The following is a 24174-nucleotide window of genomic DNA, read 5'->3' as shown; positions in this document are numbered from 1 at the left end:
TTCATGGTGAATAATGAAATAGAATGCAGTTTATTATCGAAGATGTTGAACTGAAATGGATATCGATCTGGCTCGCACTTTCCTGGAAATCGTTCGCACCGGCAGTTTCATGGCCGCCGCCGAACGGCTGCACGTTACTCAGACCACGGTGACCGCGCGCGTGCAAAACCTGGAAGGGCAGCTGGGCTGCCGGCTGTTTGTGCGTAATCGGGGCGGGGCGCGGCTGACCGCCAACGGCGAGCAGTTCGCCGCGCACGCCGGCCAACTGGTTCGCACCTGGGACGCGGCACGACGGGCCCTGCCGTTGCCCGAGGGCGCCGGACAGGTTCTGACCCTGGGTGGCGAGATCAGCCTTTGGAACCCGTTGTTGCAGAACTGGCTGTTGGCGCTGCGCCGGCGGTACCAGGATGTGGCGGTGCGCGTGGAGGTGGGCGAACGCGCCAGCCTGCATGAAAAAGTAGAACACGGCGTGGTCGATGCGGCGCTGGTGCATCAGCCGGATTACTGGCCGGGGATGCAGGTGGAGCAACTTATGGAAGAGAAGCTGATTCTGGTCCGCCATCGCGATAACGACGGCCCTTACGTGTACGTGGATTGGGGCGCGGATTTCCGCAAGCAGCATGACAGCGCCTGGCCGGAGCGTTCACGGGCCAGCGTCAACGTGGACCTCGGTCCGTTGGCATTGCAGTACCTGTTGCAGCAAGGCGGCAGTGGTTATTTCCGTACCCGGGTAGTGCAACCCCACCTGGAAAGCGGCGCGCTGGAGCGCGTGGACGCTGCCCCGGAATTCAGCTATCCGGTCTATCTGGTCTATTCACGAAATCAGGTCTCGCCGCTGATGAGCGCGGCCATCGATATCCTGCGAGAGGTGGCGGCGGAGCAAGGCGGTGCGCCAAGGTAGTGCGGAAACTGGTCTTTCGGGATTTATGCACTAACATGGTGCCCGTGAGGACGACCTTGCCACTGACGACGCACCGGGGACGGCCCCGATCATTGAGGGGCGCGGTTATGTCCTGGTGGTTATTGTTGCTGGCGGGCTTGTTTGAAATCGTCTGGGCGGTGGGCCTGAAATACACCGAGGGTTTCACCCGGCCCTGGCCAACCCTGATTACCGTTATCGCCATGGTTCTCAGCATGGGCATGCTGGGCATCGCCGTGAAAACGCTGCCGGTGGGAACCGCCTATGCGGTCTGGACCGGTGTTGGCGCCGTCGGCACGGTGCTGTTGGGCATCGTTCTGTTGGGTGAGCCGGCGGCGGTTGGAAGGTTGATCTGCGTGGCGCTGATCCTGGCCGGTATCCTCGGTCTCAAGTTGTTGTCGCCGTCTTGATTGGTTGATAGGGCGGTGGTGTCGTCTCCTGGAGTGCGCCAGATCGGTGCGCTATGATCGCGCCCCTCGCAGAAGGAGACGCCCATGGCCCGTTCCCACTCGTCCTCACACACCCACCGTGATTCGGTGCCTGTTTCTCCCTCTTTGGCGCAGACGCTTGCGGAAAACAGCCCACCGGTGGCGACCGGCGCGGATCGGCGGCTGGTCTGGATCAGCGTTCTGGCGGTCGTCATCGGTTTGGTCGCCGGGCCGGTGGCCAAGGTGTTGCTGGAATTGATCCACTTTTTCACGCAACTGTTTTTCTACGGGCATTTGTCGTTCGAGCCGGCGACGCCGGCACAGCATCATCTTGGCGCCTGGGTGATTCTGATCCCGGTGCTGGGCGGTCTGATCATTGGCCTGATGGCGCGCTGGGGCGCCAAGGCGATTCGCGGTCATGGCATTCCCGAAGCCATGGAGCAGGTATTGCTCAACCAGAGCCGCATTCCGGCGCGTATCACGCTGTGGAAACCGTTGTCCTCGGCGGTTTCCATCGGCACCGGCGGGCCGTTTGGCGCGGAGGGGCCGATCATCGCCACCGGCGGCGCCCTGGGTTCTCTATTGGGGCAGTTGCTGCACGTGACCGCCGTGGAGCGCAAAACCCTGCTCGCTGCCGGCGCGGCGGGCGGCATGGCGGCGGTGTTCTCGGCGCCGTTTTCCGCCGTGTTGCTGGCGGTGGAATTGTTGTTGTTCGAATTCCGTGGGCGCTCGATGATCCCGGTGGCGCTGGCCGCCGCGACCGCCACCAGTGTGCGCTACCTGTTATTGGGCTCTGACGCCGTGTTCCCGATGGCCGCGGTGGCGCCGGCCGCTTTTCAGGCGATGTTCGGCTATGCGCTGCTGGGCGCGGTGATCGGGCTGCTCAGCGTGGGCGTGACCCGGGTTCTGTACTGGATCGAAGACGGCTTCGAGCGGCTGCCTTTGCATTGGATGTGGTGGCCGGCGCTGGGTGGCCTCGCGGTGGGGCTGGTCGGCTATGTAGCGCCGGCGACCATGGGCGTGGGCTATGAGCTGATCCAGGCAATTCTGAACGCGCAGATGGGGCTGACGGCGCTGGCTTTCCTGTGCGTAATGAAATTTTTGTCCTGGTCCATCGCTTTGGGCAGCGGCACCTCCGGCGGCACCCTGGCACCGTTGTTTATTATCGGCGGGGCCATCGGCGGCTGCGCCGGCCTGATCGCCGCGCATTACGTTCCCGCGTTGCTTATCGACCCCCGCGTTGCCGCGCTGGTCGGCATGGCGGCGATGTTCGCCGGGGCTTCCCGGGCGTTTCTGACCTCGGTGATCTTCGCCATCGAAGTCACGCACCAGCCCAATGCGCTGATGCCGTTATTGGCCGGCTGCGCGCTGGCTTATCTGGTCTCCAGTTTGTGGATGCGCAACACCATCATGACCGAAAAAATCACCCGCCGTGGCGTGCGTGTGCCGGACGAATACGCCGCCGATCCGCTCGGCCAGGTAACGGTGGCGGAGGTTTACACGCCCGATCCGGTTACGCTCAATGTCGAGGACCGTCTGGACAAGGTGCGCAGCTGGCTTTTGCAAGGTGATCGGCAGAGCCACCATCAGGGTTTTCCGGTGCTGGACGGGCAGGGCTTGCTCCAGGGCGTGGTCACGCGCCGTGACTTGATGGCTCTGGATGTTGAGCCCGATGTGGAAGTGCAGTCATTGATCCAGCGGGCGCCGGTGGTGGTGTCCATTCATCACAGCTTGCGGGACGCGGCCGATCATATGGTCCGTCATGGGGTGGGTCGGCTGGTGGTGGTCGAGGCGGCGAATCGTAAGCAGGTATTGGGCGTGCTCACGCGCAGTGACATTTTGAAAGCGCACCAGCGCCGCCTTGGCGAGCAGGACACGCGCCTGCGAACCTTTTCTTTGCGGGGTAACCGCTAGGCGCGGCCGGAAAAAACGGCGCGCCGGGTTACGCCAGCAATTGGCGCAGCTCGCCGCCGTTGGTGACCAGGTCCGCCAGGGTGTGGCGGTCCAGCTCTTCAAGAAACGCTTCTTGGGCGCGCCCCAGTATCTTCTTCAGCGTGCAGGCGGGATCGATCGGGCAGGATGAATCCGGGCCGAAGCATTCCAGCAATTTGAGATTCTCGGTTTCTCGAACCACGCTGCCAATGCGGATGGTGTGCGCTTGCCGTGCCAGCACCAAACCGCCTCCCCGTCCGCGCAGGCTCTTCACATAATCGAGTTGCACCAGGGTTTGCGCGACCTTGGCGATGTGATTCGCCGAAATCCCATAGCTCAGCGCGATTTCCTGCACCGTGGCCGGTGCTTTCTGCTCCGAGATCGCCAGATAAATGAGCAGCCGCAGAGCGTAGTCGGTGTGCGTTGTCAGTTGCATAAGTCGCTTGACCGTCCCTAAAGAGGTAGATAGTATTCCTATTAAAAGAGGCATGCAAAATACCTATTATGGGAGAGATACCATGCTCACAGCCGAGCAGCTCGCGGTGATCCAACAGACCGTCCCGGTTCTTCAGGAACATGGAGAAACGCTGACCCGCCATTTCTACCAGCGTCTGTTCCGTGAAAACCCCGAAGTGAAGGCATACTTCAACCCGGCCCATCAACGTTCCGGCTCCCAGCAGCGCGCTTTGGCCGGGGCCATCTGCGCCTACGCCCAGCATGTCGATAACCCGGCGGCACTAATGGGCGCGGTGGAGTTGATCGCCCAGAAGCATGCCTCTCTGGGGATTCGTCCCGAGCATTATCCGATCGTTGGCGCCAATCTGTTGGCGTCGATCCGCGAGGTGCTGGGCGAGGCCGCCAGCGACGATATCATCAACGCCTGGGCGGCCGCTTACGGCGCGCTGGCGGATATCTTCATTCAACGCGAGGCGGAGATTTATCAGGCCCAGGAGCAGGCCCACGGATGGCAGGGGTTCAAGCGGTTCGTGGTGACGCGCCGCGAGCCGGTCAGCACCAATATCCTGTCGTTGTACCTGGAACCGGAAGACGGCCGGGCGCTGCGGCCGCACCGCCCCGGTCAGTACGTGACGATCCGCGTGACCCCACCCGGCGGGCGTACCGAGATGCGCAACTACAGCTTGTCCAACCGTCCCGGCGAGGCCTTTTATCGGATCAGCGTGAAACGCGAGGAGGGCACGCCCGCCGGCGTGTGCTCCAACTACCTGCACGACCAACTGAAAGTGGGCCAGCAGGTGGAACTCAGCCCGCCCTGCGGTGAGTTCGTGTTGCAGGAAAACCAGGCCGAAAAGCCGCTGGTGTTGATCGCGGGCGGGGTGGGCATCACGCCGATTCTGTCCATGCTGCATGCTTCGTTGGCATCCTCGCCGAGGCGGCCGGTGGTGTTCATCCAGGGCGCGTTGAACAGTGCCGTGCAGCCCTTTCAGCAGGAGCTGGCCGAGCTCAAGCGCCGCCACGCCAATCTGACCGCGCACCTGCGCTACAGTGAGCCGTTGCCGGGTGACCGTGCCGGTGTGTCCCACGACAGCGACGGCCTGATCGACGCGGGCCTGTTGGACCACCTGGTTGGCGATTGCGTGGCGGAGTATTACTTCTGCGGGCCAGAACCGATGCTCCAGGCGGTCCACGGTCTGCTGCGCGAGCGTGGCGTGGATGAGGCCGATATCCATTACGAGTTCTTCGGTCCGGCCGGCTCGCTGGCCGCTTGAAACGCGGAAACGGCCTGCCCCCGTTGCATCGCGGGGGCCTTATGCCTAGGCTTTGCGGTCTCAGACTCCGGGAGATTCGATAATGGCATTCAAGGTCTATGTGGACGGTCAGGAAGGCACCACCGGTCTGCGGCTGTTCGACTACCTGGAGCAACGCCAGGACATCGAATTGCTGCGCATTGACAGTGCCCTGCGCAAGGACCCGACCGAGCGGGCGCGGTTGTTGAACGCCGCGGACGTGGCCTTTTTGTGTCTGCCGGACGCGGCCTCCCGCGAGGCGGCGGCGATGGTGGACAACCCGCACACCTGCCTGATTGATGCCAGCACCGCCTTCCGGGTGGCGGACGACTGGGTCTATGGGCTGCCGGAACTGGCGCCGGGCCAGCGCGATTTGATTCGCGCGAGCAAGCGCATCGCCAATGTGGGGTGCCACGCCAGTGCTTTTATTCTGGCGGTGCGGCCGCTGGTGGAGGCGGGCATTGTGCCGGCGGATTACCCACTGTCGGCGTCCTCGCTGACCGGCTACAGCGGCGGCGGCAAGGGCATGATCGCCGACTATGAGGCGGACGCCGCCGGCCGGCTCAATGCGCCACGGGCCTACGCTCTGGGTCTGGCCCATAAGCATTTGCCAGAGATGCAACGCTACGCCGGGTTGGCGATGGCGCCGGTGTTCGTGCCGACGGTGGGGCCGTTTCTGAAGGGGTTGGCGGTGACGGTGCCGCTGCACCTGTCGTGCCTTAAAGCCGGTACCGATGCGCGAACGTTGTACGACACCTACCGGCAGTATTACGCTGGCGAACCCTTTGTGAAAGCGCACGCGCCGGACGACCCGAGCAGCCTGGATGGCGGCTTTTTTGATGTACAGGGCAGCAACGGCACCAACCGCGTGGATTTGTTCGTGTTCGGCAATGGCGAACGTCAGTGCGTGGTGGCGCGGCTGGATAACCTCGGCAAGGGCGCGGCCGGCGCCGCGGTGCAAAACATGAACGTGCACCTGGGCATCGACGAAACCACCGGGCTGCTCAGCGCTTAGCCCGCAGGAATTTTTTTAGCGCCACGGCGTTGTTGTGTTCGGTCGCGAGTGGCATGGAGCAGAGTGATCGAGCGCCCGCCACTGGCATCAAGCAGGGCGCTTACCGCGCCCGGCTCCGTCCTGCTCCATTTCACGACTGTTGGCTGCCCTGGCGCAGCGCTTTTTTCAATTCAGCCTTGTCCATCTTGCTGCGGCCGGACACGCCTACTTCCTTTGCCTTCTGGTAAAGCTCGTCGCGGCTCCAGTCTTCGTAGGGCGGTTGCTGGCCGCCTTTTTTGCCGGCATCGCGGGTGTTGGCGATGCGCGCAGCCTTGGATTTACTCACGCCCTGATCGCGAAGAGCTTCGTATTGATCGTCGTTCTTGATCTGCTTTCCATGATTTTGCGTTGCCATGGGGCACCTCCTTGATGTGCTCGTATCAGCCACGCCGGTCCAGGCCTGGCCAGTCGGTTACGGCGTCATGAACACCTTGATGCAGTTGTCTTTCTTGGCATTGAAGTCCGCGTAAGCTCCGGGCGCATCCTCGAGCTTATAGCGGTGGCTGATAATGAACGAAGGATCGATGTTGCCTTGCTCGATGGTGCGCAGCAGTGCCGGCATATAAGCCTGCATGTGGGTTTGGCCGGTTTTCACCGAGAGTGATTTGTTCATCAGGCCGTTGAGTGCCACGCCATCGACGTTGTCGGTGTAAACGCCGGGAATGGAAAGTCGCCCGCCTTTGCGGCAACAACGAATCAGTTGGTTGAGCGCGTCCGCGTGGTTGGGTTCGGAGGAGTCCGCTTTACGGGGCACGGCTTCCGGGTCACCGGCGCCGTGGGCTTCGGCGCCGACCGCATCAATACAGGCGTCCGGTCCGCGGCCGCCGGTCATTTCCATCAAACGTGAGTAGACGTCTTCGCGCTCGAAGTTGATCACTTCGGCGCCGGCTTTCTGCTCGGCCAGGGCCAGACGCTCGGCGACCCGGTCGATGGCGATTACCCGGCCGGCACCGAGCATCCAGGCGCTCACGATGGAGAACTGGCCGACCGGGCCGCAGCCCCACACCGCCACGGTATCGCCAGGCTCGATGTCACAATTAGCGGCGGCCATATAGCCGGTCGGATAGATGTCGGAAAGAAACAGCAATTGCTCGTCGCTGAGGTCGGATTCCACCTTAAGCGGGCCGACATCGGCGTAGGGGACACGCACATACTCCGCTTGGCCGCCAGCGATGCCGCCAAGCATGTGTGAATAGCCGAACAGGGCAGAGGGTGAATGGCCGATGGCGTCAGCGGCGATGTCGCTGTTCGGGTTGCTTTCATCGCACAGCGAATAAAGCCGCTTATTGCAGAAGTAACAGTCGCCGCAGGCGATGGTGAAGGGCACCACGACCCGGTCGCCCGGGCTCAGGCCACCAGCTTGCGAACCCGTTTCGACCACTTCGCCCATGAATTCGTGGCCGAGCACATCGCCGGCTTGCATGGTTGGCATCAGACCGTTGTACAAATGAAGATCCGAGCCGCAGATCGCGGTCGCCGAGACCTTGATGATGGCGTCGCGGGGGGCTTCGATGCGCGGATCGTCAACGGTGTCGACGCGAACATCGTGGGTACCGTGCCAGGTAAGGGCTCTCATGAAACCTCCTGTTGTGTTGCCTCCGTGTAAGGTTGGTCAGCCCAGGGCCCGCGTTGCCACATGCTCCAGGCGTCACTGAGTCAAGCCCTGGGGGGCCCGTGGCGGTCTCACAACCCCTGTCGCCGCGATTTTTATGTGCTCTGGCGCACAACCTGGCTGCCGGCCGCCTGTGCGCCACGCATAGTGGGCAAGCACGGCAAACGACGGCATTATAGGCGCGGTACTTATACAGGGAGGAAGTCCGATGCAGGGCATCAAAGAGCAGGTCGAGAAGTTAAGCCTGGTATTGCAAACCCGGCGCCTTTCGGTGGTCACGGCGGAATCCTGCACGGGTGGCGGCATCGCCCGCATTCTCACCGACGAGCCCGGTGCGTCAAGCTGGTTCGAGCGGGGCTTCGTGACCTATTCGAACCTGTCGAAGCAACAGATGCTGGATGTGCCCGAGGCCTTGATTGAAGAGCATGGCGCCGTCAGTGAAGAGGTGGTGCTGGCCATGGCCCGGGGTGCATTGCGGCATTCCAACGGCGATGTGAGCGTGGCGGTCAGCGGTGTGGCGGGTCCGGATGGGGGTTCCCCGGAGAAGCCGGTGGGCACGGTGTGGATCGCCTGGGGCTTGGGTGCGGAGCACACCGAGGCACAGCGATTCCACTTTCCTGGCGGGCGTGATGTGGTGCGTTCCCAGGCGATTCGTGCCGCTCTGGAAGGGCTGAATGCGCGGCTTGGTTGAGAGCGCTTGCACCGGATCAAAAAAGACCGCACAATACTGTTCAAATTGACAGTGCTGGCCGGAGGGCCAGCGCCGAGAGAGGGGTCAACATGAGCGACAAAAGTAGCGACAAAGGCAAAGCATTGTCCGCGGCGCTGTCTCAGATCGAGCGCCAGTTCGGTAAAGGGTCGGTGATGCGCATGGGCGATCAGAAGCGCGAGCGCATTCCCGCCATTTCCACCGGTTCCCTGGGGTTGGATATCGCCCTGGGCATTGGTGGTCTCCCCAAGGGTCGTATCGTTGAAATCTACGGCCCGGAATCCTCCGGTAAAACCACCCTTACGCTGAGCGTGATCGCCCAGGCACAGAAGCAAGGCGCGACCTGCGCCTTTGTCGACGCCGAGCACGCCCTGGACCCGGATTACGCCGAGAAACTGGGCGTCAACGTGGACGATCTGATCGTCTCCCAGCCGGATACCGGCGAGCAGGCCCTGGAGATCTCCGACATGCTGGTGCGCTCAGGCGCCGTGGATGTGGTGATCGTCGATTCCGTGGCGGCGCTGGTGCCCAAGGCGGAGATCGAAGGCGAGATGGGCGACACCCACGTGGGCCTGCAGGCACGCCTGATGAGCCAGGCGCTGCGTAAGATCACGGGTAACGTGAAGAACGCCAACTGCCTGGTGATCTTCATCAACCAGATCCGCATGAAGATCGGCGTGATGTTCGGTAATCCGGAAACCACCACTGGCGGTAACGCACTCAAGTTCTACTCCTCGGTACGCCTGGACATCCGCCGGATCGGCGCGGTCAAGCAAGGCGACGAGGTGACCGGCAACGAGACCCGGGTGAAAGTGGTGAAAAACAAGGTGGCGCCGCCGTTCAAGCAGGCCGAGTTCCAGATTCTCTATGGCCAGGGCATCAACCAGCTTGGCGAAGTGCTGGACCTGGGTGTGCAGCAGGGGCTGGTGGACAAGTCCGGTGCCTGGTACGCCTATCAGGGCGACAAGATCGGCCAGGGCAAGCAGAACGCCTGCGAATACCTGTCCGAGCATCCCGAGGTGGCCGAGGCCATTGAGAAAGAAATTCGCACCCGGTTGTTGAGTGTGCCGGTGCGCCCCGGTGAAGAGGCAGCACAGGATGTCGTGGAACCCGAAACCACGGGCGAATAAGCCAGCCGCCGCGCCCGCGGCGGACGACCCGGCCAGCCTGCGTCAGTACGCTGTTGGGCTGCTGGCGCGCCGGGACCATGGCCGCAGCGAATTGCGCACCAAGATGGTCCGCAAATTCGGTGCCGAGGCGGCGGTGGAGCCGGTATTGGCATGGTGCGAAGAGCACGACTTTCTGAATGACCGGCGTTTCGCCGGTTTTTTCGTGCGCTCGCGTATTGATCGGGGCCAGGGCCCGTTGCGCATTCGCGCCGAACTCAATCAGCGGGGCATTTCAGAGGCCCTGACCAGCGAAGCGCTTAGCGAGGCGGACTGCGACTGGTTCGCGCTGGCCATTGAGGTGCGGCGCCGGCGGTTTCGACAACCACCGGCGGACCGCCGTGAAAAAGCCAAGCAACTTCGTTTTTTGCAGTCACGGGGGTTTAACGCGGAACAGAGCTTCCACGCTCTGGACCACCAGGAAGACGATCCGGATTTCTGAGGCCGGCGCCGTCCGATGCCGCTGAGGCCAGCTGTCTTGCTCCGCGTTCCCGATGGGCGATCCAAAAGCCGCTTTCCGGTAAACCGCGATCAACCTCTTTATTTGCGGTGCAACAGCGTCATAATGCTTTCCCTTTTTTCACAACCCCGGGGCAAGCCGTGGAATATCTGAGCGATCCTTGGTTGGTGGCGGCGTTGCTGGTATCTGGTGTGATCGCCGGTTTCGTCAACACCCTGGCCGGCGGCGGTGGCCTGCTGATTCTGCCTTTGCTGATGCTCACCGGCATGGGGCCGGCGCTGGCCAACGGCACCATGCGGGTGGGCGTGTTGCTGCAGGGGATCGAGGGCGTGCGGCAGTTTCACCGCCATGGGTCGATGACCTTCGCGGTGCTGCCGGGGATTATGATTCCTACCCTGGCGGGGGCACTGGTGGGTACTCTGGCGGCCTCGTTTCTGCCACCGGAAATCCTCAAGCCGGTGCTGTTGACCACCCTGATCGTGATGGCGGTAATCATGGTGGTGAAGCCCTCCACGTTGATGCCGGGCCCCGACGAAGCCCCCCGTGACCTGAAAAACACACCGGCCGCCTGGGCCGGGCTGTTCCTGGTGGGCGCCTACGGCGGCTTCGCCCAGGCCGGGGTGGGGTTCATCATGATCGCGGTGCTGGCCGGGCAACTGCGTTACGACCTGGTGCGCACCAATGCTCTGAAACTGGCCATTACCACCGGTTTTACCATTCTGGCGCTGGCCATTTTCGCCTGGCGGGGTCAGGTGGCGCTGTTGCCGGGGCTGGTGCTGGCGGCGGGCATGGTGGTCGGGGTGCGCTTCGGCGTGGGCTTCGCCCACCGGGTCTCGCAGCGCATGCTGAAGTGGATTCTGCTGGTAATGGTGGTGGCGGTGTGCGCGGCGGCGGCGATCAAGGGTTAGCGAGCGCCGGGTAACGGACGCCGGGCGGTCCACAACCTCCGGATCAGCGCCGCTGGCGGCCGGTTTCCCCCATCGCAACCGCCGGATTACAACGCTATACTTGCCGGTCACTTTCAACCCAGCAAGCAATGTCATCCTTATGAAGAGCGCTGAAATTCGCCAGGCCTTTCTTGACTACTTCGCCGGCCAGGGGCACGCGGTGGTTGCCACCTCCTCCCTGGTACCGGAGAACGATCCCACCCTGCTGTTCACCAATGCGGGGATGAACCAGTTCAAGGATGTTTTCCTGGGCCGCGAAAAGCGGGATTACACCCGCGCCACCAGCGCCCAGCGCTGCGTGCGCGCCGGCGGCAAGCACAACGACCTGGAAAACGTTGGCTACACCGCCCGCCACCACACCTTCTTCGAGATGCTGGGCAACTTCAGTTTCGGCGATTACTTCAAGCGCGAGGCGATCCGCTTTGCCTGGGAGTTTCTCACCGGCACCCTCGGCCTGCCCGAGGAACGGCTGTGGGTCACCGTACACGTCTCCGATGACGAAGCCGCCGACATCTGGCTCAAGGAAATGGGCGTCAGCGCCGAGCGCTTCTCGCGGCTGGACGAGGACAACTTCTGGCAGATGGGCGACACCGGCCCCTGTGGGCCATGCTCGGAGATCTTCTACGACCACGGCGCTGACATACCGGGCGGGCCGCCGGGCTCCGATGGCGACGATCTGGACCGTTACATCGAGATCTGGAATCTGGTGTTCATGCAGTACGACCGGCAACCCGATGGCGAGCTGGTGCCGCTGCCCAAACCGAGCGTCGACACTGGCATGGGGCTGGAACGCATCGCCGCGGTCAAGCAGGGCGTGCACTCCAACTATGAAATCGACCTGTTCCAGGCGCTGCTCAAGGCGGCGGCGCGGGCCACCGGCTGCGACGATCTGGAGAATAAGTCACTGCGCGTGATCGCCGATCACATCCGTTCGGCCAGTTTCCTGATCACCGACGGCGTGATCCCCTCCAACGAGGGGCGCGGTTACGTGCTGCGCCGGATCATCCGCCGCGCCCTGCGCCACGGCCACCAACTGGGGCAGGACAAGCCGTTCTTTCACGGTCTGGTGGCCACGCTGGTCGCGGAAATGGGCGACGCCTACCCGGAACTGCGCCGCGAACAGGCGCGGGTGGAAAAGGCGCTGCTGGCCGAGGAAGAACAGTTCGGCCGCACCCTCACCGCCGGCATGAAGGTGCTGGAGGCGGCGATGACCGACCTGGCCGGCGATACCCTGCCCGGCGAGGTGGTGTTCCAACTCTATGACACCCATGGCTTTCCGCCGGATTTGACCGCCGACGTGGCCCGCGAACGGGACCTGACCGTGGACATGGACGGTTTCGAGAAAGAAATGGCCGCCCAGCGTGAACGGGCCCGTGGCGCCGGCGCGTTCGCGAACGATTACAGCGATCGTCTGAACATCGACGCGGTCACCGACTTCTCCGGTTATGAGAAGCATCAGGATCAGACACAGGTGGACGCCCTGTACCGCGACGGCGAAGCGGTGGACGCCCTGAACGCCGGTGAGACCGGCATGGTGGTGCTCAAGCGCACGCCGTTCTACGCCGAGTCCGGCGGCCAGGTGGGCGACCGGGGCACATTGGCCAGTGGCGACGACCAGCGCTTCGACGTGGAAGACACCCGCAAACGCGGCCAGGCCCATATTCATGTGGGCACCGTGCGCAGCGGCGTGATCCGCGTGGGCGACACCTTGGACGCCTACGTGGACGTGGAACGGCGCCGCGCGATCATGCGCAACCACTCCGCCACACATCTGCTGCACGCCGCCCTGCGGCAAGTGCTGGGCGGCCACGTGCAGCAAAAGGGCTCGCTGGTGGGCGCGGACTACCTGCGCTTTGACTTCTCCCACGGCGAAGCGCTGAGCCTGGCGCAGCGCCAGGAAGTGGAAACTCTGGTAAACCGGCAGATTCTCGCCAACGCCGTGGTCAGCACCGAGCTGATGGACATGGACGCGGCCAAAAAAGCCGGCGCCATGGCCCTGTTCGGTGAGAAATACGCGGATCAGGTGCGCGTGCTGACCATGGGCACCGACGGTTTCTCCATGGAGCTGTGTGGCGGCACCCATGTGCAGCGCACCGGTGACATCGGCCTGTTCATGATCTCGCTGGAAACCTCCGCCGCCGCCGGCGTGCGCCGCATCGAAGCGGTCACTGGCGAAGGCGCCCTGGCCGCCGTGCGTGGCCAGGAGAGCGCGCTGGCGGAGATCGCCAGCACCGTGAAAAGCAGCCCCGAACTGGCCGCTGAGCGGGTGGGCGCGCAGGCGCGCCGGGTGCGCGAGCTGGAAAAGGAGATCGAGCGCCTTAAACAGAAGCTGGCCTCCGGCGCCGGCGGCGATCTGACCGCCGATGCCCGCGACGTCAACGGCGTGAAGGTGCTGGCCACCCGCGTCGACGGCGCCGACGCCAAGACGCTGCGCGTCACCATGGACAAAGTAAAAGACAAGCTCGGTTCGGCGGTGGTGCTGCTGGCCGCCGTGGAAGACGACAAAGTGGCCCTGGTGGCCGGTGTCACCAAGGATCTCACCGGCCGCTTCAAGGCCGGCGACCTGATGCGTCAGGTGGCGGAGCAGGTGGACGGCCGGGGCGGCGGGCGTCCGGACATGGCGCAGGGCGGCGGCAACAATGTGGCCGCGCTGCCCCAGGCCCTGGAAGGGGTTTACGACTGGGTGGCGAGCCAAAGCTGACACCGCTCCCCGGGGGCCGGCAACGGCCCGCGAGAGGGCGGATTTAGCGGTTGCTTACAATCCCGAAATGAAAAACCGGCGCTGAAATGCTACACTTTCGCGCCCTTTTTGCAGACAAAGTCATTTATGGCACTCATCGTCCAGAAATACGGCGGCACCTCGGTAGGCACCGTCGAACGCATTCATGCCGTTGCCGAACGGGTGGCGCGCTTCCAGGAACGGGGGGACCAGGTGGTGGTCGTGGTGTCCGCCATGAGCGGCGAAACCAACCGCCTGATCGAGCTCGCCAATGGCATCACCGACAGCCCCAGCAACCGGGAAATGGATGTGCTGGTGTCCACCGGTGAACAGGTGACCATCGCGCTGCTCTCCATGGCGCTGCACAAGCGCGGTGTCGACGCGCGCTCCTACACCGGCGCGCAGATTCCGATTCGCACCGACAGCTCCCATTCCAAGGCGCGCATTGAAGACATCGGCGACGCCAGGATGCGCGCGGACCTCAACGCCGGCCGGGTAGTGGTGGTGGCCGGTTTCCAAGGCATTGATGACGACGGCAATATCACCACCCTGGGCCGGGGCGGCTCCGACACCACGGCGGTGGCCCTGGCGGCGGCGCTGAAAGCGGACGAGTGCCAGATCTATACTGACGTGGACGGTGTCTACACCACCGACCCGCGGGTGGTGGACACCGCCCGCCGTCTCGACAGCATCACCTTCGAAGAGATGCTGGAAATGGCCAGCCTGGGCTCCAAGGTACTGCAAATCCGTTCCGTGGAGTTCGCCGGCAAATACAATGTGCCCCTGCGCGTACTCTCCAGCTTTCAAGAGGGCCCGGGCACCCTCATTACCGTCGACGACGAGGTGGATATGGAAAAGCCGGTAATCTCTGGCATCGCTTTTACCCGTGACGAAGCGAAAATCACCGTGCGCGGCGCGCCGGACACCCCCGGCATCGCCGCCAAGATTCTCAGCCCGGTCAGCGACGCCAACATCGAAGTGGACATGATCGTGCAAAACGTGGGCGCGGACGGCGCCACCGACTTCACCTTCACCGTGCACCGCAACGACTTCGCCAAGGCCAAGGAAGCGCTCAAGAAATCGGCCGGCGAACTGGGCAACCCGGAAATCATTGGCGACGACAAGATCGCCAAGATTTCGCTGGTGGGCGTCGGTATGCGCTCCCACGCCGGCGTGGCCAGCAAGATGTTTGAAACCCTGGCCGCCGAGGGTGTCAACATCACCATGATCTCCACCTCCGAGATCAAGATTTCCGTGGTCGTGGTGGAGAAATACCTGGAATTGGCGGTGCGCGCTCTGCACCAGGCCTTCGAGCTGGACCAGCCCGCGGCCTAGCGAGACTTTACAATTCTGATGCGGCATAATACCGGCCTCGTCGCACACGGGGCGGGTATTTGTGCTCTCGAATCAGGGAGTCGTCGGTAGACGCGAGAGTACCGGTAACCGGTGTGCGGAACCTTAACATTGCGCTCACAGAACAATCTGATGGACCCAGGAGGGACCTTCCATGCTGATACTTACGCGTCGGGTCGGAGAGACGTTGATGGTAGGCGATGACGTCACTGTTACCGTGCTCGGAGTGAAAGGCAACCAGGTTCGCATTGGCGTCAATGCTCCCAAGGAAGTTGCCGTACACCGTGAAGAGATTTACCAGCGGATTCAGCACGAAAAAACCAACGACTCCGGCGAGAGTGCTTGATTTTTGAGCTGTAATTTCCGCCGAACATGGTTATCATGCGCGGCACATCACGGGGCCGCCCCGTGAGATGAAATAAAGACCGAGTTCCGGAGAGGTGGGTGAGTGGCTGAAACCAGTTCCCTGCTAAGGAACCATACGGGTTACCGTATCGCGGGTTCGAATCCCGCCCTCTCCGCCAGACATAAAAAAGCCCGGCCCCGCGCCGGGCTTTTTTATGTCTGGCGGAGAGGGCTGATCTGATGAGAACCCGCCGGTTCGACCAGCCGGCCAAGGGCCGGCGCAGGACGTCGCCGCTTGCGGTGACGCCCCGAAGGGGTGAGCGGCGCAGCCGCGAATCAATCCCGCCCTCTCGGCGCGCCGCTGGCGCGCCCAAACGTTGCAGTGCACTCTTGCTTGCGTTAAAAAAAAGCCCGGCCCCGCGCCGGGCTTTTTTATGTATGGCGAAGAGGGCTGATCTGATGAGAACCCGCCGGTTCGAACAAGCGGCAACAGCCGCGCAGTAACGCGCGGTTCTGCCGACCATTTCACCGGCTCGGTGAAGGTTGGCTCAAGATTCCAAGCAGAGGAGCCCGCGCGCATCGGCGGCGCGAGTGTTATGTTCGAGCCGGGCGCTCGTACCGCCTGGCATACACATCCACTGGGTCAGACGCTGGTTGTAACAGCGGGCATGGGGCTGGTGCAGCAGTGGCACGGGCCGGTTCAGGTTATCAGGCCCGGTGATGTCGTCCGTGTTCCGCCGGGGGTCAAGCACTGGCATGGCGCGACCCGTACAACCAGCATGACGCACATTGCAATCTCGAAAGCGCAGGACGGGAAATCGGTCGATTGGATGGAGCGGGTGACTGAGGCCCGCTATCTGGCGAGTCAGCCCAAGTAACGCAGGGCGTCACGTAGCACCGTGAAGGCGGGCGAGCTTTGGCGCCGGCTTGGATAGTAGAGCTGGTATCCCGGGATCGGAGGGCACCAGTCCGAGAGCACGCGTGTCAATCTACCTGCCTCGACGTGCGTCTGTACCAAATCCTCGGGCATGTAGGCCAGGCCCAACCCCTTGAGAGCAGCGTCCAGTCGCATAGCGATATTGTTAAAGATAAGCTGGCCTTCGACACGCACCTTCAACTCCACCCCTTTCTTTTCGAACTCCCAGGGGAAGATGCCGCCGTAGGTCGGCAGGCGGATAGTAATGCAGTTGTGCGAGATCAGATCGCGCGGGGTCTTGGGCCGCTGATGCCGAGCGAAGTAGTCAGGAGAACCGACCACGGCCATCCGCACGTCAGGGCCGATACGCATCGCAATCATGTCCCGGGCGACTTGTTCACCGAGCCGCACACCCGCGTCGTAGCCTTCGGCCACGATATCGGTCAGGCCATAGTCAATAATTACTTCGATGTGGATGTCTGGATGCTCCGGCAAGATTTTCGCGAGCGCGGGTTGCAGAATCGTGATGGCTGGATGTTCTCCAGCGGTGATGCGCAACTTGCCCGCGGGTTTATCCCGAAACTTACTGAGCAGCCCCAGCTCTGCGTCGATCTCTTCAAATCGGGGGGTGATCACCTGAAGCAGATGCTCTCCCGCTTCGGTGGCGGAAACGCTACGGGTTGTGCGTGCAAGGAGCCGAATGCCCAGACGTTCCTCCAACTGACGCATGGACCGGCTCAGGGCGGGCTGTGACATGCCGAGTTTAGCCGCCGCGCGAGTAAAGCTACGTTCACGTGCCACGACCGAAAAAATCGCGAGTTGCTCATAACCCTTGATCGGCATTTATGCGCTCCGGTTATTAACCTTTTCCAATTATGCCATCTAGTGTTGCTAATCGCGCGGGTTTAGATTGGTCTATATGGAAAATATGATGAAGACCCGAAAGCTCGGTAACAGCCGACTCGAAGTGTCCGCCATCGGTCTTGGCTGCATGGGCTTGAGTCATGGCTATGGGCCAGCCACGGATACTCAACGGGCGGTGTCGCTAATCCGTGCCGCGGTGGATCGTGGCGTGACTTTCTTTGATACCGCCGAAGTTTATGGCCCCTATCTCAACGAGGAGGTGGTCGGCGAGGCTCTCGCGCCAGTACGCGATCAGGTGGTGATCGCCACCAAGTTCGGTTTCACTTTCGGCGATGACAACAAGCAACAAATCCTCAATAGCCGGCCCGAGCATATCCGCTGGGCTGTTGAAGGTTCGCTCAAGCGCCTGAAGACCGACGTGATCGACCTGCTCTACCAGCATCGGGTTGATCCCGATGTGCCTATTGAAGAGGTCGCTGGCACGGTCAAGAACCTGATCGCCGAAGGCAAGGTAAAGCACTTCGGCCTGTCCGAAGCGGGTGTTCAGACAATCCGTCGCGCGCATGCCGTGCAACCCGTCACGGCTTTGCAAAGCGAATACTCGCTGTGGTGGCGTGAGCCCGAGCAGGAAGTGTTACCGACCCTTGAAGAACTCGGCATCGGTTTCGTTCCCTTCAGTCCACTGGGCAAGGGGTTCCTGACGGGGGCCATCAAGGATGGAGCGACCTTCGGGAGTGACGACTTCCGCAGCAAGGTGCCGCGCTTCTCACCAGAGGCGATCCGGGCGAATCAGGCCTTGGTGGATTTGCTCGACCAGATCGCCAGGGACAAGGGCGTGACGGCTGCGCAGATTGCTCTTGCATGGCTGTTGTCGCGAAAGCCGTGGGTCGTGCCAATCCCTGGAACGACCAAGTTGAACCGGCTGGAGGAGAACCTGGGCGCCGCCGCCGTTGAGTTATCGCACACTGATCTCGGCAAGGTTGAGCAGGCTCTGGCGGACATCAGGATTCAGGGCGACCGCTATCCCGCCGCGTTGCAGGCCCGAGTGGGACGATAACTTCAGAGAGGCTCCGATGACTTCTGCCCATGATTCGACCCGACGTACCGTGATCGCTGCGCTGGCCGCACTCCCTCTCGGAGTCGTGGCGGCATCCAATACTCGTGGCGGCGAGATGCGCCGGGTGGGCTCGCGAACACTGGTTGTCTATTTCTCGCGGTCCGGCAATACGCGCGTCGTCGCCGGTCTGATCCACCGGCAGCGTGGTACTGACCTGTTCGAAATCCGGCCCGCCAGCCCCTATCCCGAAGACTACGAGCAAACGGTCGAACAGGCCCGCAAGGAACGTGACAGCGGCTATCAACCGCCACTGGAAGCGGAGGTATCCGCCATGGCGGGCTACGACACGGTGTTCCTCGGTTTTCCCATCTGGGGCACGAGCGTGCCTCCGGTGATCCGATCTTTCCTGTCCGCGCATGACCTGTCGGGCAAGACCCTGATCCCATTCATTACCCACGGTGGCTACGGGGCAGGCAACAGCAAGTCCGTGCTCGCCAGCCACGCACCGAAGGCACGACTGCTCGACGGTTTCGTCATGGAGATGGACCAGGAGCGGCGAACGATGGAACGTGTGACGAGCTGGTTGAGCGATGTCCCGCGCACATGAAGCGTTCCGCTCATGGTGGCTCAGCAGGGTCCTGCTCGATTCTTTCAACATCCGCCTGAATAGGAACTCACAATGCAACAGGTCACTTTGAATAACGGCATCGTGATGCCGATCCTCGGCTACGGCGTTTTCCAGATTCCCGATCCGCAAGAATGCGAGCGCTGCGTTGCCGAGGCCATCGACACCGGCTACCGGCTGATTGACACCGCGGCGTCTTACCTCAATGAGGAAGCGGTTGGAAGGGGTATCAAGAAAGCCGGTGTGCCGCGCGCCGACCTGTTCGTGACCACCAAATTGTGGGTGCAGGACACTGGTTACGAACAGACCCAGCAAGCCATCGACAAATCACTGCGTCGTTTGCAAATGGACTATCTCGACCTCTATCTTATCCACCAGCCTTTCGGCGACGTGCATGGGTCGTGGCGGGCGATGGAGGATGCGTTGAAAGCAGGCAAGCTGCGCGCCATCGGCGTCAGCAACTTCCACCCCGACAGGCTGATGGACATCATCGGTTTCAACGACGTTGTTCCGGCCGTGAACCAGGTCGAGGTCAACCCCTTTCATCAGCAGGAGGAAAGCGTCACCTTCATGCACGAGAACGGCGTGCAGGCCGAGGCCTGGGCGCCCTTTGCCGAGGGCCGCAATAACCTGTTCCAGAATGAAGCGCTGGCGGACATCGGCCGCAAACACGGCCGATCAGTCGGCCAGGTCGTACTGCGTTGGGTCGTGCAGCGAGGCATCGTGGCGCTCGCCAAATCGGTGCGCAGGGAGCGCATGGAGGAGAATCTCGGGGTCTTTGATTTCGCGCTGGACGACGCCGACATGACCCGCATCGCGCAGCTTGAAACGGGCGAAAGCAGCTTCTTCTCGCACCGTGATCCGGGCATGGTGAAGTGGATGAGCGAGCGTCAGCTCGACATCTGATTGGGTTTGTAACTATTTCAATGCTCCGGTTGGGAAATCGGTGATGGCAGTGTGGTCCCCGGGGCAGTTGGGCCGAAGGCCTGGGGCTGAGGGTGAGGCCCCAGCCAATCGTTCAAGTTCCGATCTTCCGCCACCGAGGGGCAGAGGTGGAAGGCGGCGTTCTCCGAAATAATAGTTTGCATGCGAACAATGTTTATACGTACAATCTGCCCATCATGAAAACACCTCCCCAAGATCGACAGACCCTGACCGCCTCGTTGCTGCAAGCCGGGCGCCAATGGCGCCGCCTGGCGGAGCAGCGGCTGGCGGTGCATGGCATTTCCGAAGCCCGCGCGGCGGTGCTGATCTGGATCGGCCGCCTGGGCGGCGGGGTCCGGCAAATTACCCTGGCCGGTTACATCGGCATTGAGAGCACCTCGCTGGTGCGCCTGCTGGATCAGCTCGGCGAGGCCGGGTTGCTGGAGCGGCGCGACGATCCGGAAGACCGCCGCGCCAAGACCATCTGGCTGACGCGGGACGGCGAGCGGCTGGTGGCGCTGATTGAAGATGAGCTGACCGGCCTGCGCAAACAGGTGCTGGGCAAACTGCCGGCGGAGGACATCAAGGCCACCTTGCGGGTGTTCGAGGCGATCCAGCGCGCCAGCGAGGAGACAGCGGACGATTCGGACGCTGATTCAACGCGATGACCTGGCCGGGTTGGAGAGACTGGATCTTCTCCGCGAAGACCTTTACCGCGGCGATGCTGGCCCTGTACATCGCGCTGCTGTTTGACCTGCCCCGGCCGTATTGGGCGATGACCACTGTCTACGTGGTCGCCAATCCACTCACCGGCGCCACCCTTTCCAAGGCACTGTATCGCACCCTGGGCACGTTGCTGGGCGCTGGCGCGGCGGTGGTGATGGTGCCGGCGCTGGTCAATGCGCCGGAACTGCTGATTCTGGCGGTGGCGGTGTGGACCGGCTGTCTGCTCTATTTTTCGATGCTGGATCGCACGCCGCGCAGCTATGTGTTCATGCTCGCGGGCTACACCCTGTCGCTGGTGGCGCTGCCGGAATTGAACACCCCGGGGGCGATCTTCGAGGTGGCGGTGGCCCGCGCCGAGGAGATCATTGTCGGCATCGTGTGCGCCAGCGTGGTGGGGGCGGTGGTGTTTCCGTTCAGCGTTGGCCCCCAGGTGGGCGCCCGCGCCAGCCAGTGGCTGAACGAAGCGGGCGGTTGGGCCCGGGACATTCTGGTCGGCGGCGTCGAGCCGTCGGCCTCTTTGGGCCGACAACGGCTGGCCTCTGGAATCGGCGAGCTGGACATGCTGATCAGCCAACTCGCCCATGACAGCGGTTCGCGGGGCGTGCGCCATTGGGCGCGGGCTCTGCATGGCCGCTTGCTGCTGTTGTTGCCGGTGCTGTCGTCGTTGGCGGATCGCTTGCATGCGGTGCGCATGGACGGCCCGGCTATGCCCGCGCGGCTACAGACGCTCAGCGACGAGATCGCCGCCTGGATTGCCGGTGGTGACGAGGACGAAGCTCGCGCCGAGCGGTTCACCGCCGCCATCACCGCACTGCAACCGGAGCGTGCCGCCATGCACCACTGGCACGTGATGATGCAAGCCAGTCTGCTCGCCCGCCTCAAGGAACTGGTGGATCTGTGGCAGGACTGTCTGGTGCTGCAACGCAAGATCGCCGCCAACGACGATGATCCGGTCTGGAAGCCGGCGCTGCGGCACCGGCCCCTGGGTACCTCGGCGCGCCATTACGACTACGGTTTGATGCTGTTTTCCGCGGCGTCGGTGGTGTGCGCGGCGTTCCTCGCCGGCCTGATCTGGATCGCCAGTGGCTGGACCGGCGGCGCCTATTTCATGGCGATGACCGCGGTGGCCTGTTGTTTCTTCGGCACCTTGGATCAGCCGGCGGTACCGATGCGGGTGATGCTGATTTTCTTCGCGTTCAGTCAGCTGGTGGCCGGTGTTTACCTGTTCGGGCTGTTCCCGCGCATCCACGATTTTGAGTTGGTGGTGATGGTGCTGGCGCCGACGTTCATCATTGGCGCGGCGTTTCTGCCGCACCCGGAGCGCACCCTGATGATGATGATGCTGATGGTCAACAGTGCCGCCTCGCTGGCGATGCAATCCCGTTACAACATGAACTTCGTGACCTACATGGATCAGGGTTTGGCGGTGATGGGCGGCGTCGGCTTCGCGCTGGTATGGACGCTGGTCACCAAGCCGTTCGGCGCCGGGCTGGTGGCCCGCCGCCTGGTTCACGCGGGTTGGCGGGACATGGCGGAGATGGCCGCCGGAACCCGGCTGCACGACCATGCGACGCTTTCCAGCCGCACCGTGGATCGGCTCGGGCAATTAATGCCCCGGCTGGCCAACGGGGACAGCGAAGAGCTGGCCAGGGTGGACGTGCTCGCCGAGCTGCGCGTGGGCTACAACATTCTGGCGCTGCAACGTGACCGGCGGATCTTGCCGGAACCGGTCAAGCAGCGCGTCAACGGCGTGCTGGCTGGCGTGGCCGAGCTGTTTCGCGAGCGCCTGGCGCGGCGGTCCGCGTTGCCCGCGACGACGGCGTTGCGCGACACCATCGACGGGGCCCTGGCAATCACGCTCGACCGCGCCCGCGGCGACGCCGCGCGCAACACGGCGGAAGCGCTGGTGGGGCTGCGTCGCGCTCTTTACCCGCAGGCACCGGGCCCGGTCGCGCAGGCGCCCACGGTGTTGCCATTGTTGTCGGAGGCAGGTTGATCATGGCGATGGCCGAACTGGATATCCACGGCGTGTTCGTGCCCACCTTCATGGCCCTGATGCTGGTCGCCTACGTGGCCAGCCGTGGCCTGCGGCTGGTGCTGGAACGCAGCGGGTTTTATCGGCTGGTGTGGCACCGGGCGTTGTTCGATCTGGCCTTATACGTGGTGTTGCTGGGCGCGTTTTTTTATCTTTTTGAGCAAATAAACGCATGAGTAAACGCATGAATAACCCTATGAAAACCGTATTCGCCAAAACCGGCCGGGTGTTGATGACTCTGGCGGTGGTGGCCGTGGCTTTTCAGATTGGCCACGGCCTTTGGGATTATTACACCGTGGCGCCCTGGACCCGCGACGCGCACGTGCGCGCCGACGTGGTGGCGATCGCCGCCGATGTGTCCGGGCCGGTCAGTGAAGTGCTGGTGCGCGATAACGCCAGCGTCAAGCAGGGCGATGTGCTGTTTCGCATTGACGCGCGCCGGTTTCAGTTGGCGGAGCGCCAGGCGGACGCGGCCATGGCCGGCGCCAGCGCCGCCCTCAATGAGGCCAAGCGGGAGTTATCCCGTTATCGCCGGTTGGGCAAGGCGATCTCCCGCCAGGCGGTGGATCAGGCCCGCACCGAGCTGGAAAAGGCCAACGCCGCCTACCTTAAGGCGCAGGCCGACCGGGACCTGGCACGCCTGAATCTGGAGCGTGCTCAGGTGGTGGCGCCGGTCAACGGCACGGTCACCAACCTGAATTTGCAGCCCGGTGACTATGTCAGCGCCAGCCAGCCGGTGCTGGCGTTGCTGGACACCGACACCTTACGAGTGGAGGGTTATTTCGAAGAAACCAAGCTCGGCAAAATTCACGTCGGTGATCCGGTGGACATTCATCTGATGGGGCAGGGCACCTTGTTGCACGGCCGGGTGGAGAGCGTCACCGCCGCCATCGAGGATCGCGAACGCAGCACCGGTTCCGGGCTGCTCGCCAACATCAACCCGACCTTCACCTGGGTGCGCCTGGCGCAACGGGTACCGGTGCGCATCGCGCTGGAGGATGTGCCCGAGGACGTGCGCCTGGTGGCCGGCCTGACCGCCACCGTGAGCGTCAGACCCGACCACGCGGAGAAAGGCTGAGGCGGAGTCCCACTCAGCATGTGTTGAAAAGGTTGTTGGGGCCGCGTGCCCTGGTTACCGTGTGCCGTTGGCGTCTTCAATGGGAACAAGGGAGAGTGCGGTGAGAGGGCAAATTCTGGAATTTTCCGTGCAGAGCGGCGCGGGAATAATCTCTGGCGAAGACGGTTATCGCTACACCTTTGTCGGTGCCCAGTGGAAAGGTGAGGCGGCGCCGGTGCCGGGCATGGCGGTGGATTTCCAACTGGAAGGCACCGAGGCCACCGCGGTGTACCGGGTGGCGGTGGCCGGCGCGCCCGGTGCCAAGAGCAAGGTTGCCGCCGGTTTGTTCGCGTTGCTATTGGGCGGCTTCGGCGTTCACAAGTTCTACCTCGGCTACATCGGCCCGGGGTTGGTTTTTTTGCTGGTGAACACGGTGGGGTGGGTGATCACCGCGTTTTTGTTCGGCCTGCCCAATCTGGTGCTGGGCGTGATCGCGTTTGTCGAGGGAATCATCTATCTCACCAAGAGTGATGAAGAGTTCGAACAAACCTATGTGCTCAACAAAAAGCCCTGGTTCTGAG

Annotated in this window: 24 protein-coding genes, 1 tRNA gene and 1 pseudogene; 22 read left to right on the top strand and 4 right to left on the bottom strand. The window is 62.8% G+C overall.

Features of this window, described 5'->3' with window-relative positions:
* The first annotated feature begins 55 nt into the window (after positions 1-55).
* The 3 genes from CGS25_RS07605 (at position 56) to CGS25_RS07595 (ending at position 3261) form a co-directional block, all read left to right on the top strand.
* Positions 56-901 carry a LysR family transcriptional regulator gene (locus tag CGS25_RS07605; protein ID WP_101675098.1) on the top strand — a complete coding sequence of 282 codons (846 nt, stop codon included), beginning with the start codon at positions 56-58 and terminating at the stop codon, positions 899-901.
* Positions 902-1008: 107 nt separating this feature from the next.
* A complete protein-coding gene (gene sugE / locus CGS25_RS07600) occupies positions 1009-1329 on the top strand; it encodes a quaternary ammonium compound efflux SMR transporter SugE (RefSeq protein ID WP_101675097.1) in 321 nt (106 codons plus the stop codon).
* Between the two features lie 84 nt (positions 1330-1413).
* Positions 1414-3261: a chloride channel protein gene (locus tag CGS25_RS07595; RefSeq protein WP_101675096.1), complete on the top strand. Its 1848-nt coding sequence runs from the start codon at positions 1414-1416 to the stop codon at positions 3259-3261.
* 28 nt (positions 3262-3289) lie between these two features.
* Here the strand turns inward: CGS25_RS07595 and CGS25_RS07590 are convergent, their stop codons facing one another.
* A complete protein-coding gene (locus CGS25_RS07590; RefSeq protein ID WP_101675095.1) occupies positions 3290-3715 on the bottom strand; it encodes an Rrf2 family transcriptional regulator in 426 nt (141 codons plus the stop codon).
* An 82-nt stretch (positions 3716-3797) separates the two neighbouring features.
* Here CGS25_RS07590 and hmpA point away from each other — a divergent pair, with 82 nt between their 5' ends.
* Both hmpA and argC read left to right on the top strand, forming a co-directional pair.
* Positions 3798-5006: an NO-inducible flavohemoprotein gene (gene hmpA / locus CGS25_RS07585; RefSeq protein ID WP_101675094.1), complete on the top strand. Its 1209-nt coding sequence runs from the start codon at positions 3798-3800 to the stop codon at positions 5004-5006.
* 82 nt (positions 5007-5088) lie between these two features.
* Positions 5089-6039 carry an N-acetyl-gamma-glutamyl-phosphate reductase gene (gene argC / locus CGS25_RS07580; protein ID WP_089032613.1) on the top strand — a complete coding sequence of 317 codons (951 nt, stop codon included), beginning with the start codon at positions 5089-5091 and terminating at the stop codon, positions 6037-6039.
* Positions 6040-6169: 130 nt separating this feature from the next.
* On the opposite strand, the gene CGS25_RS07575 is transcribed toward argC, so the two are convergent.
* Positions 6170-6433 carry a DUF7218 family protein gene (locus CGS25_RS07575; RefSeq protein WP_089032612.1) on the bottom strand — a complete coding sequence of 88 codons (264 nt, stop codon included), beginning with the start codon at positions 6431-6433 and terminating at the stop codon, positions 6170-6172.
* A 57-nt stretch (positions 6434-6490) separates the two neighbouring features.
* Complete coding sequence (locus tag CGS25_RS07570; RefSeq protein ID WP_089032611.1) at positions 6491-7654, bottom strand: zinc-dependent alcohol dehydrogenase; 1164 nt, start codon at positions 7652-7654, stop codon at positions 6491-6493.
* Between the two features lie 244 nt (positions 7655-7898).
* Between CGS25_RS07570 and CGS25_RS07565 the strand changes: the two genes are divergently transcribed.
* The 9 genes and pseudogenes from CGS25_RS07565 to CGS25_RS07525 all read left to right on the top strand — a co-directional run.
* Positions 7899-8381: a CinA family protein gene (locus CGS25_RS07565; protein WP_101675093.1), complete on the top strand. Its 483-nt coding sequence runs from the start codon at positions 7899-7901 to the stop codon at positions 8379-8381.
* Between the two features lie 89 nt (positions 8382-8470).
* Positions 8471-9529, top strand: coding sequence for a recombinase RecA (gene recA / locus CGS25_RS07560; protein ID WP_089032609.1), 1059 nt, complete (start codon positions 8471-8473; stop codon positions 9527-9529).
* Positions 9498-10007, top strand: coding sequence for a regulatory protein RecX (locus CGS25_RS07555; RefSeq protein ID WP_101675092.1), 510 nt, complete (start codon positions 9498-9500; stop codon positions 10005-10007). Before recA ends, CGS25_RS07555 begins: the two co-directional genes overlap by 32 nt.
* 158 nt (positions 10008-10165) lie before the next feature.
* Positions 10166-10933 (top strand): sulfite exporter TauE/SafE family protein, encoded by a 768-nt coding sequence (locus CGS25_RS07550; RefSeq protein WP_089032607.1) that lies wholly within the window; start codon positions 10166-10168, stop codon positions 10931-10933.
* Between the two features lie 139 nt (positions 10934-11072).
* Positions 11073-13673 (top strand): alanine--tRNA ligase, encoded by a 2601-nt coding sequence (gene alaS / locus CGS25_RS07545; RefSeq protein WP_101675091.1) that lies wholly within the window; start codon positions 11073-11075, stop codon positions 13671-13673.
* A gap of 126 nt (positions 13674-13799) precedes the next feature.
* Positions 13800-15026, top strand: a complete 1227-nt coding sequence (locus tag CGS25_RS07540; protein WP_101675090.1) for an aspartate kinase — start codon at positions 13800-13802, stop codon at positions 15024-15026.
* Positions 15027-15198: 172 nt separating this feature from the next.
* Complete coding sequence (gene csrA / locus CGS25_RS07535) at positions 15199-15390, top strand: carbon storage regulator CsrA (RefSeq protein WP_089032605.1); 192 nt, start codon at positions 15199-15201, stop codon at positions 15388-15390.
* Between the two features lie 88 nt (positions 15391-15478).
* Positions 15479-15568 (top strand) — tRNA-Ser (locus tag CGS25_RS07530).
* A gap of 321 nt (positions 15569-15889) precedes the next feature.
* A pseudogene (locus CGS25_RS07525) lies at positions 15890-16267 on the top strand ((R)-mandelonitrile lyase); the annotation flags it as partial.
* Here CGS25_RS07525 and CGS25_RS07520 read toward each other — a convergent pair.
* The gene (locus tag CGS25_RS07520) at positions 16255-17148 is read right to left on the bottom strand and encodes a LysR family transcriptional regulator (RefSeq protein WP_101675088.1); all 894 of its coding nucleotides are present in this window, start codon (positions 17146-17148) and stop codon (positions 16255-16257) included. The pseudogene CGS25_RS07525 and the gene CGS25_RS07520 overlap by 13 nt on opposite strands.
* Positions 17149-17233: 85 nt before the next feature.
* On the opposite strand from CGS25_RS07520, the gene CGS25_RS07515 reads away from it, so the two are divergent.
* The 8 genes from CGS25_RS07515 to CGS25_RS07480 all read left to right on the top strand — a co-directional run bounded on the left by CGS25_RS07515 (position 17234) and on the right by CGS25_RS07480 (position 24173).
* Entirely contained in the window at positions 17234-18226 is a 993-nt protein-coding gene (locus CGS25_RS07515) for an aldo/keto reductase (protein ID WP_232802309.1), read from the top strand.
* A gap of 16 nt (positions 18227-18242) precedes the next feature.
* Positions 18243-18833, top strand: coding sequence for a flavodoxin (locus tag CGS25_RS07510; protein ID WP_101675086.1), 591 nt, complete (start codon positions 18243-18245; stop codon positions 18831-18833).
* A 72-nt stretch (positions 18834-18905) separates the two neighbouring features.
* On the top strand, positions 18906-19757 hold the full coding sequence (locus tag CGS25_RS07505) for an aldo/keto reductase (RefSeq protein WP_101675085.1): 852 nt from the start codon (positions 18906-18908) through the stop codon (positions 19755-19757).
* Between the two features lie 215 nt (positions 19758-19972).
* Positions 19973-20443: a MarR family winged helix-turn-helix transcriptional regulator gene (locus tag CGS25_RS07500; RefSeq protein ID WP_089034533.1), complete on the top strand. Its 471-nt coding sequence runs from the start codon at positions 19973-19975 to the stop codon at positions 20441-20443.
* Positions 20440-22497: an FUSC family protein gene (locus tag CGS25_RS07495; RefSeq protein ID WP_101675084.1), complete on the top strand. Its 2058-nt coding sequence runs from the start codon at positions 20440-20442 to the stop codon at positions 22495-22497. The genes CGS25_RS07500 and CGS25_RS07495 overlap by 4 nt, the downstream gene beginning before the upstream one ends.
* A 2-nt stretch (positions 22498-22499) precedes the next feature.
* Entirely contained in the window at positions 22500-22712 is a 213-nt protein-coding gene (locus CGS25_RS07490) for a DUF1656 domain-containing protein (protein WP_101675083.1), read from the top strand.
* 8 nt (positions 22713-22720) lie between these two features.
* A complete protein-coding gene (locus tag CGS25_RS07485; protein WP_198588719.1) occupies positions 22721-23614 on the top strand; it encodes an efflux RND transporter periplasmic adaptor subunit in 894 nt (297 codons plus the stop codon).
* Between the two features lie 100 nt (positions 23615-23714).
* Positions 23715-24173, top strand: coding sequence for a TM2 domain-containing protein (locus CGS25_RS07480; protein WP_101675081.1), 459 nt, complete (start codon positions 23715-23717; stop codon positions 24171-24173).
* Position 24174 lies beyond the last annotated feature (1 nt).

Source organism: Alloalcanivorax mobilis (assembly GCF_002864685.1).
In the GTDB taxonomy this organism is placed as follows: Bacteria; Pseudomonadota; Gammaproteobacteria; order Pseudomonadales; family Alcanivoracaceae; genus Alloalcanivorax; species Alloalcanivorax mobilis.
The sequence above is the reverse complement of the archived record's forward strand: the minus strand, read 5'-3'. Positions and strand labels throughout refer to the sequence as shown.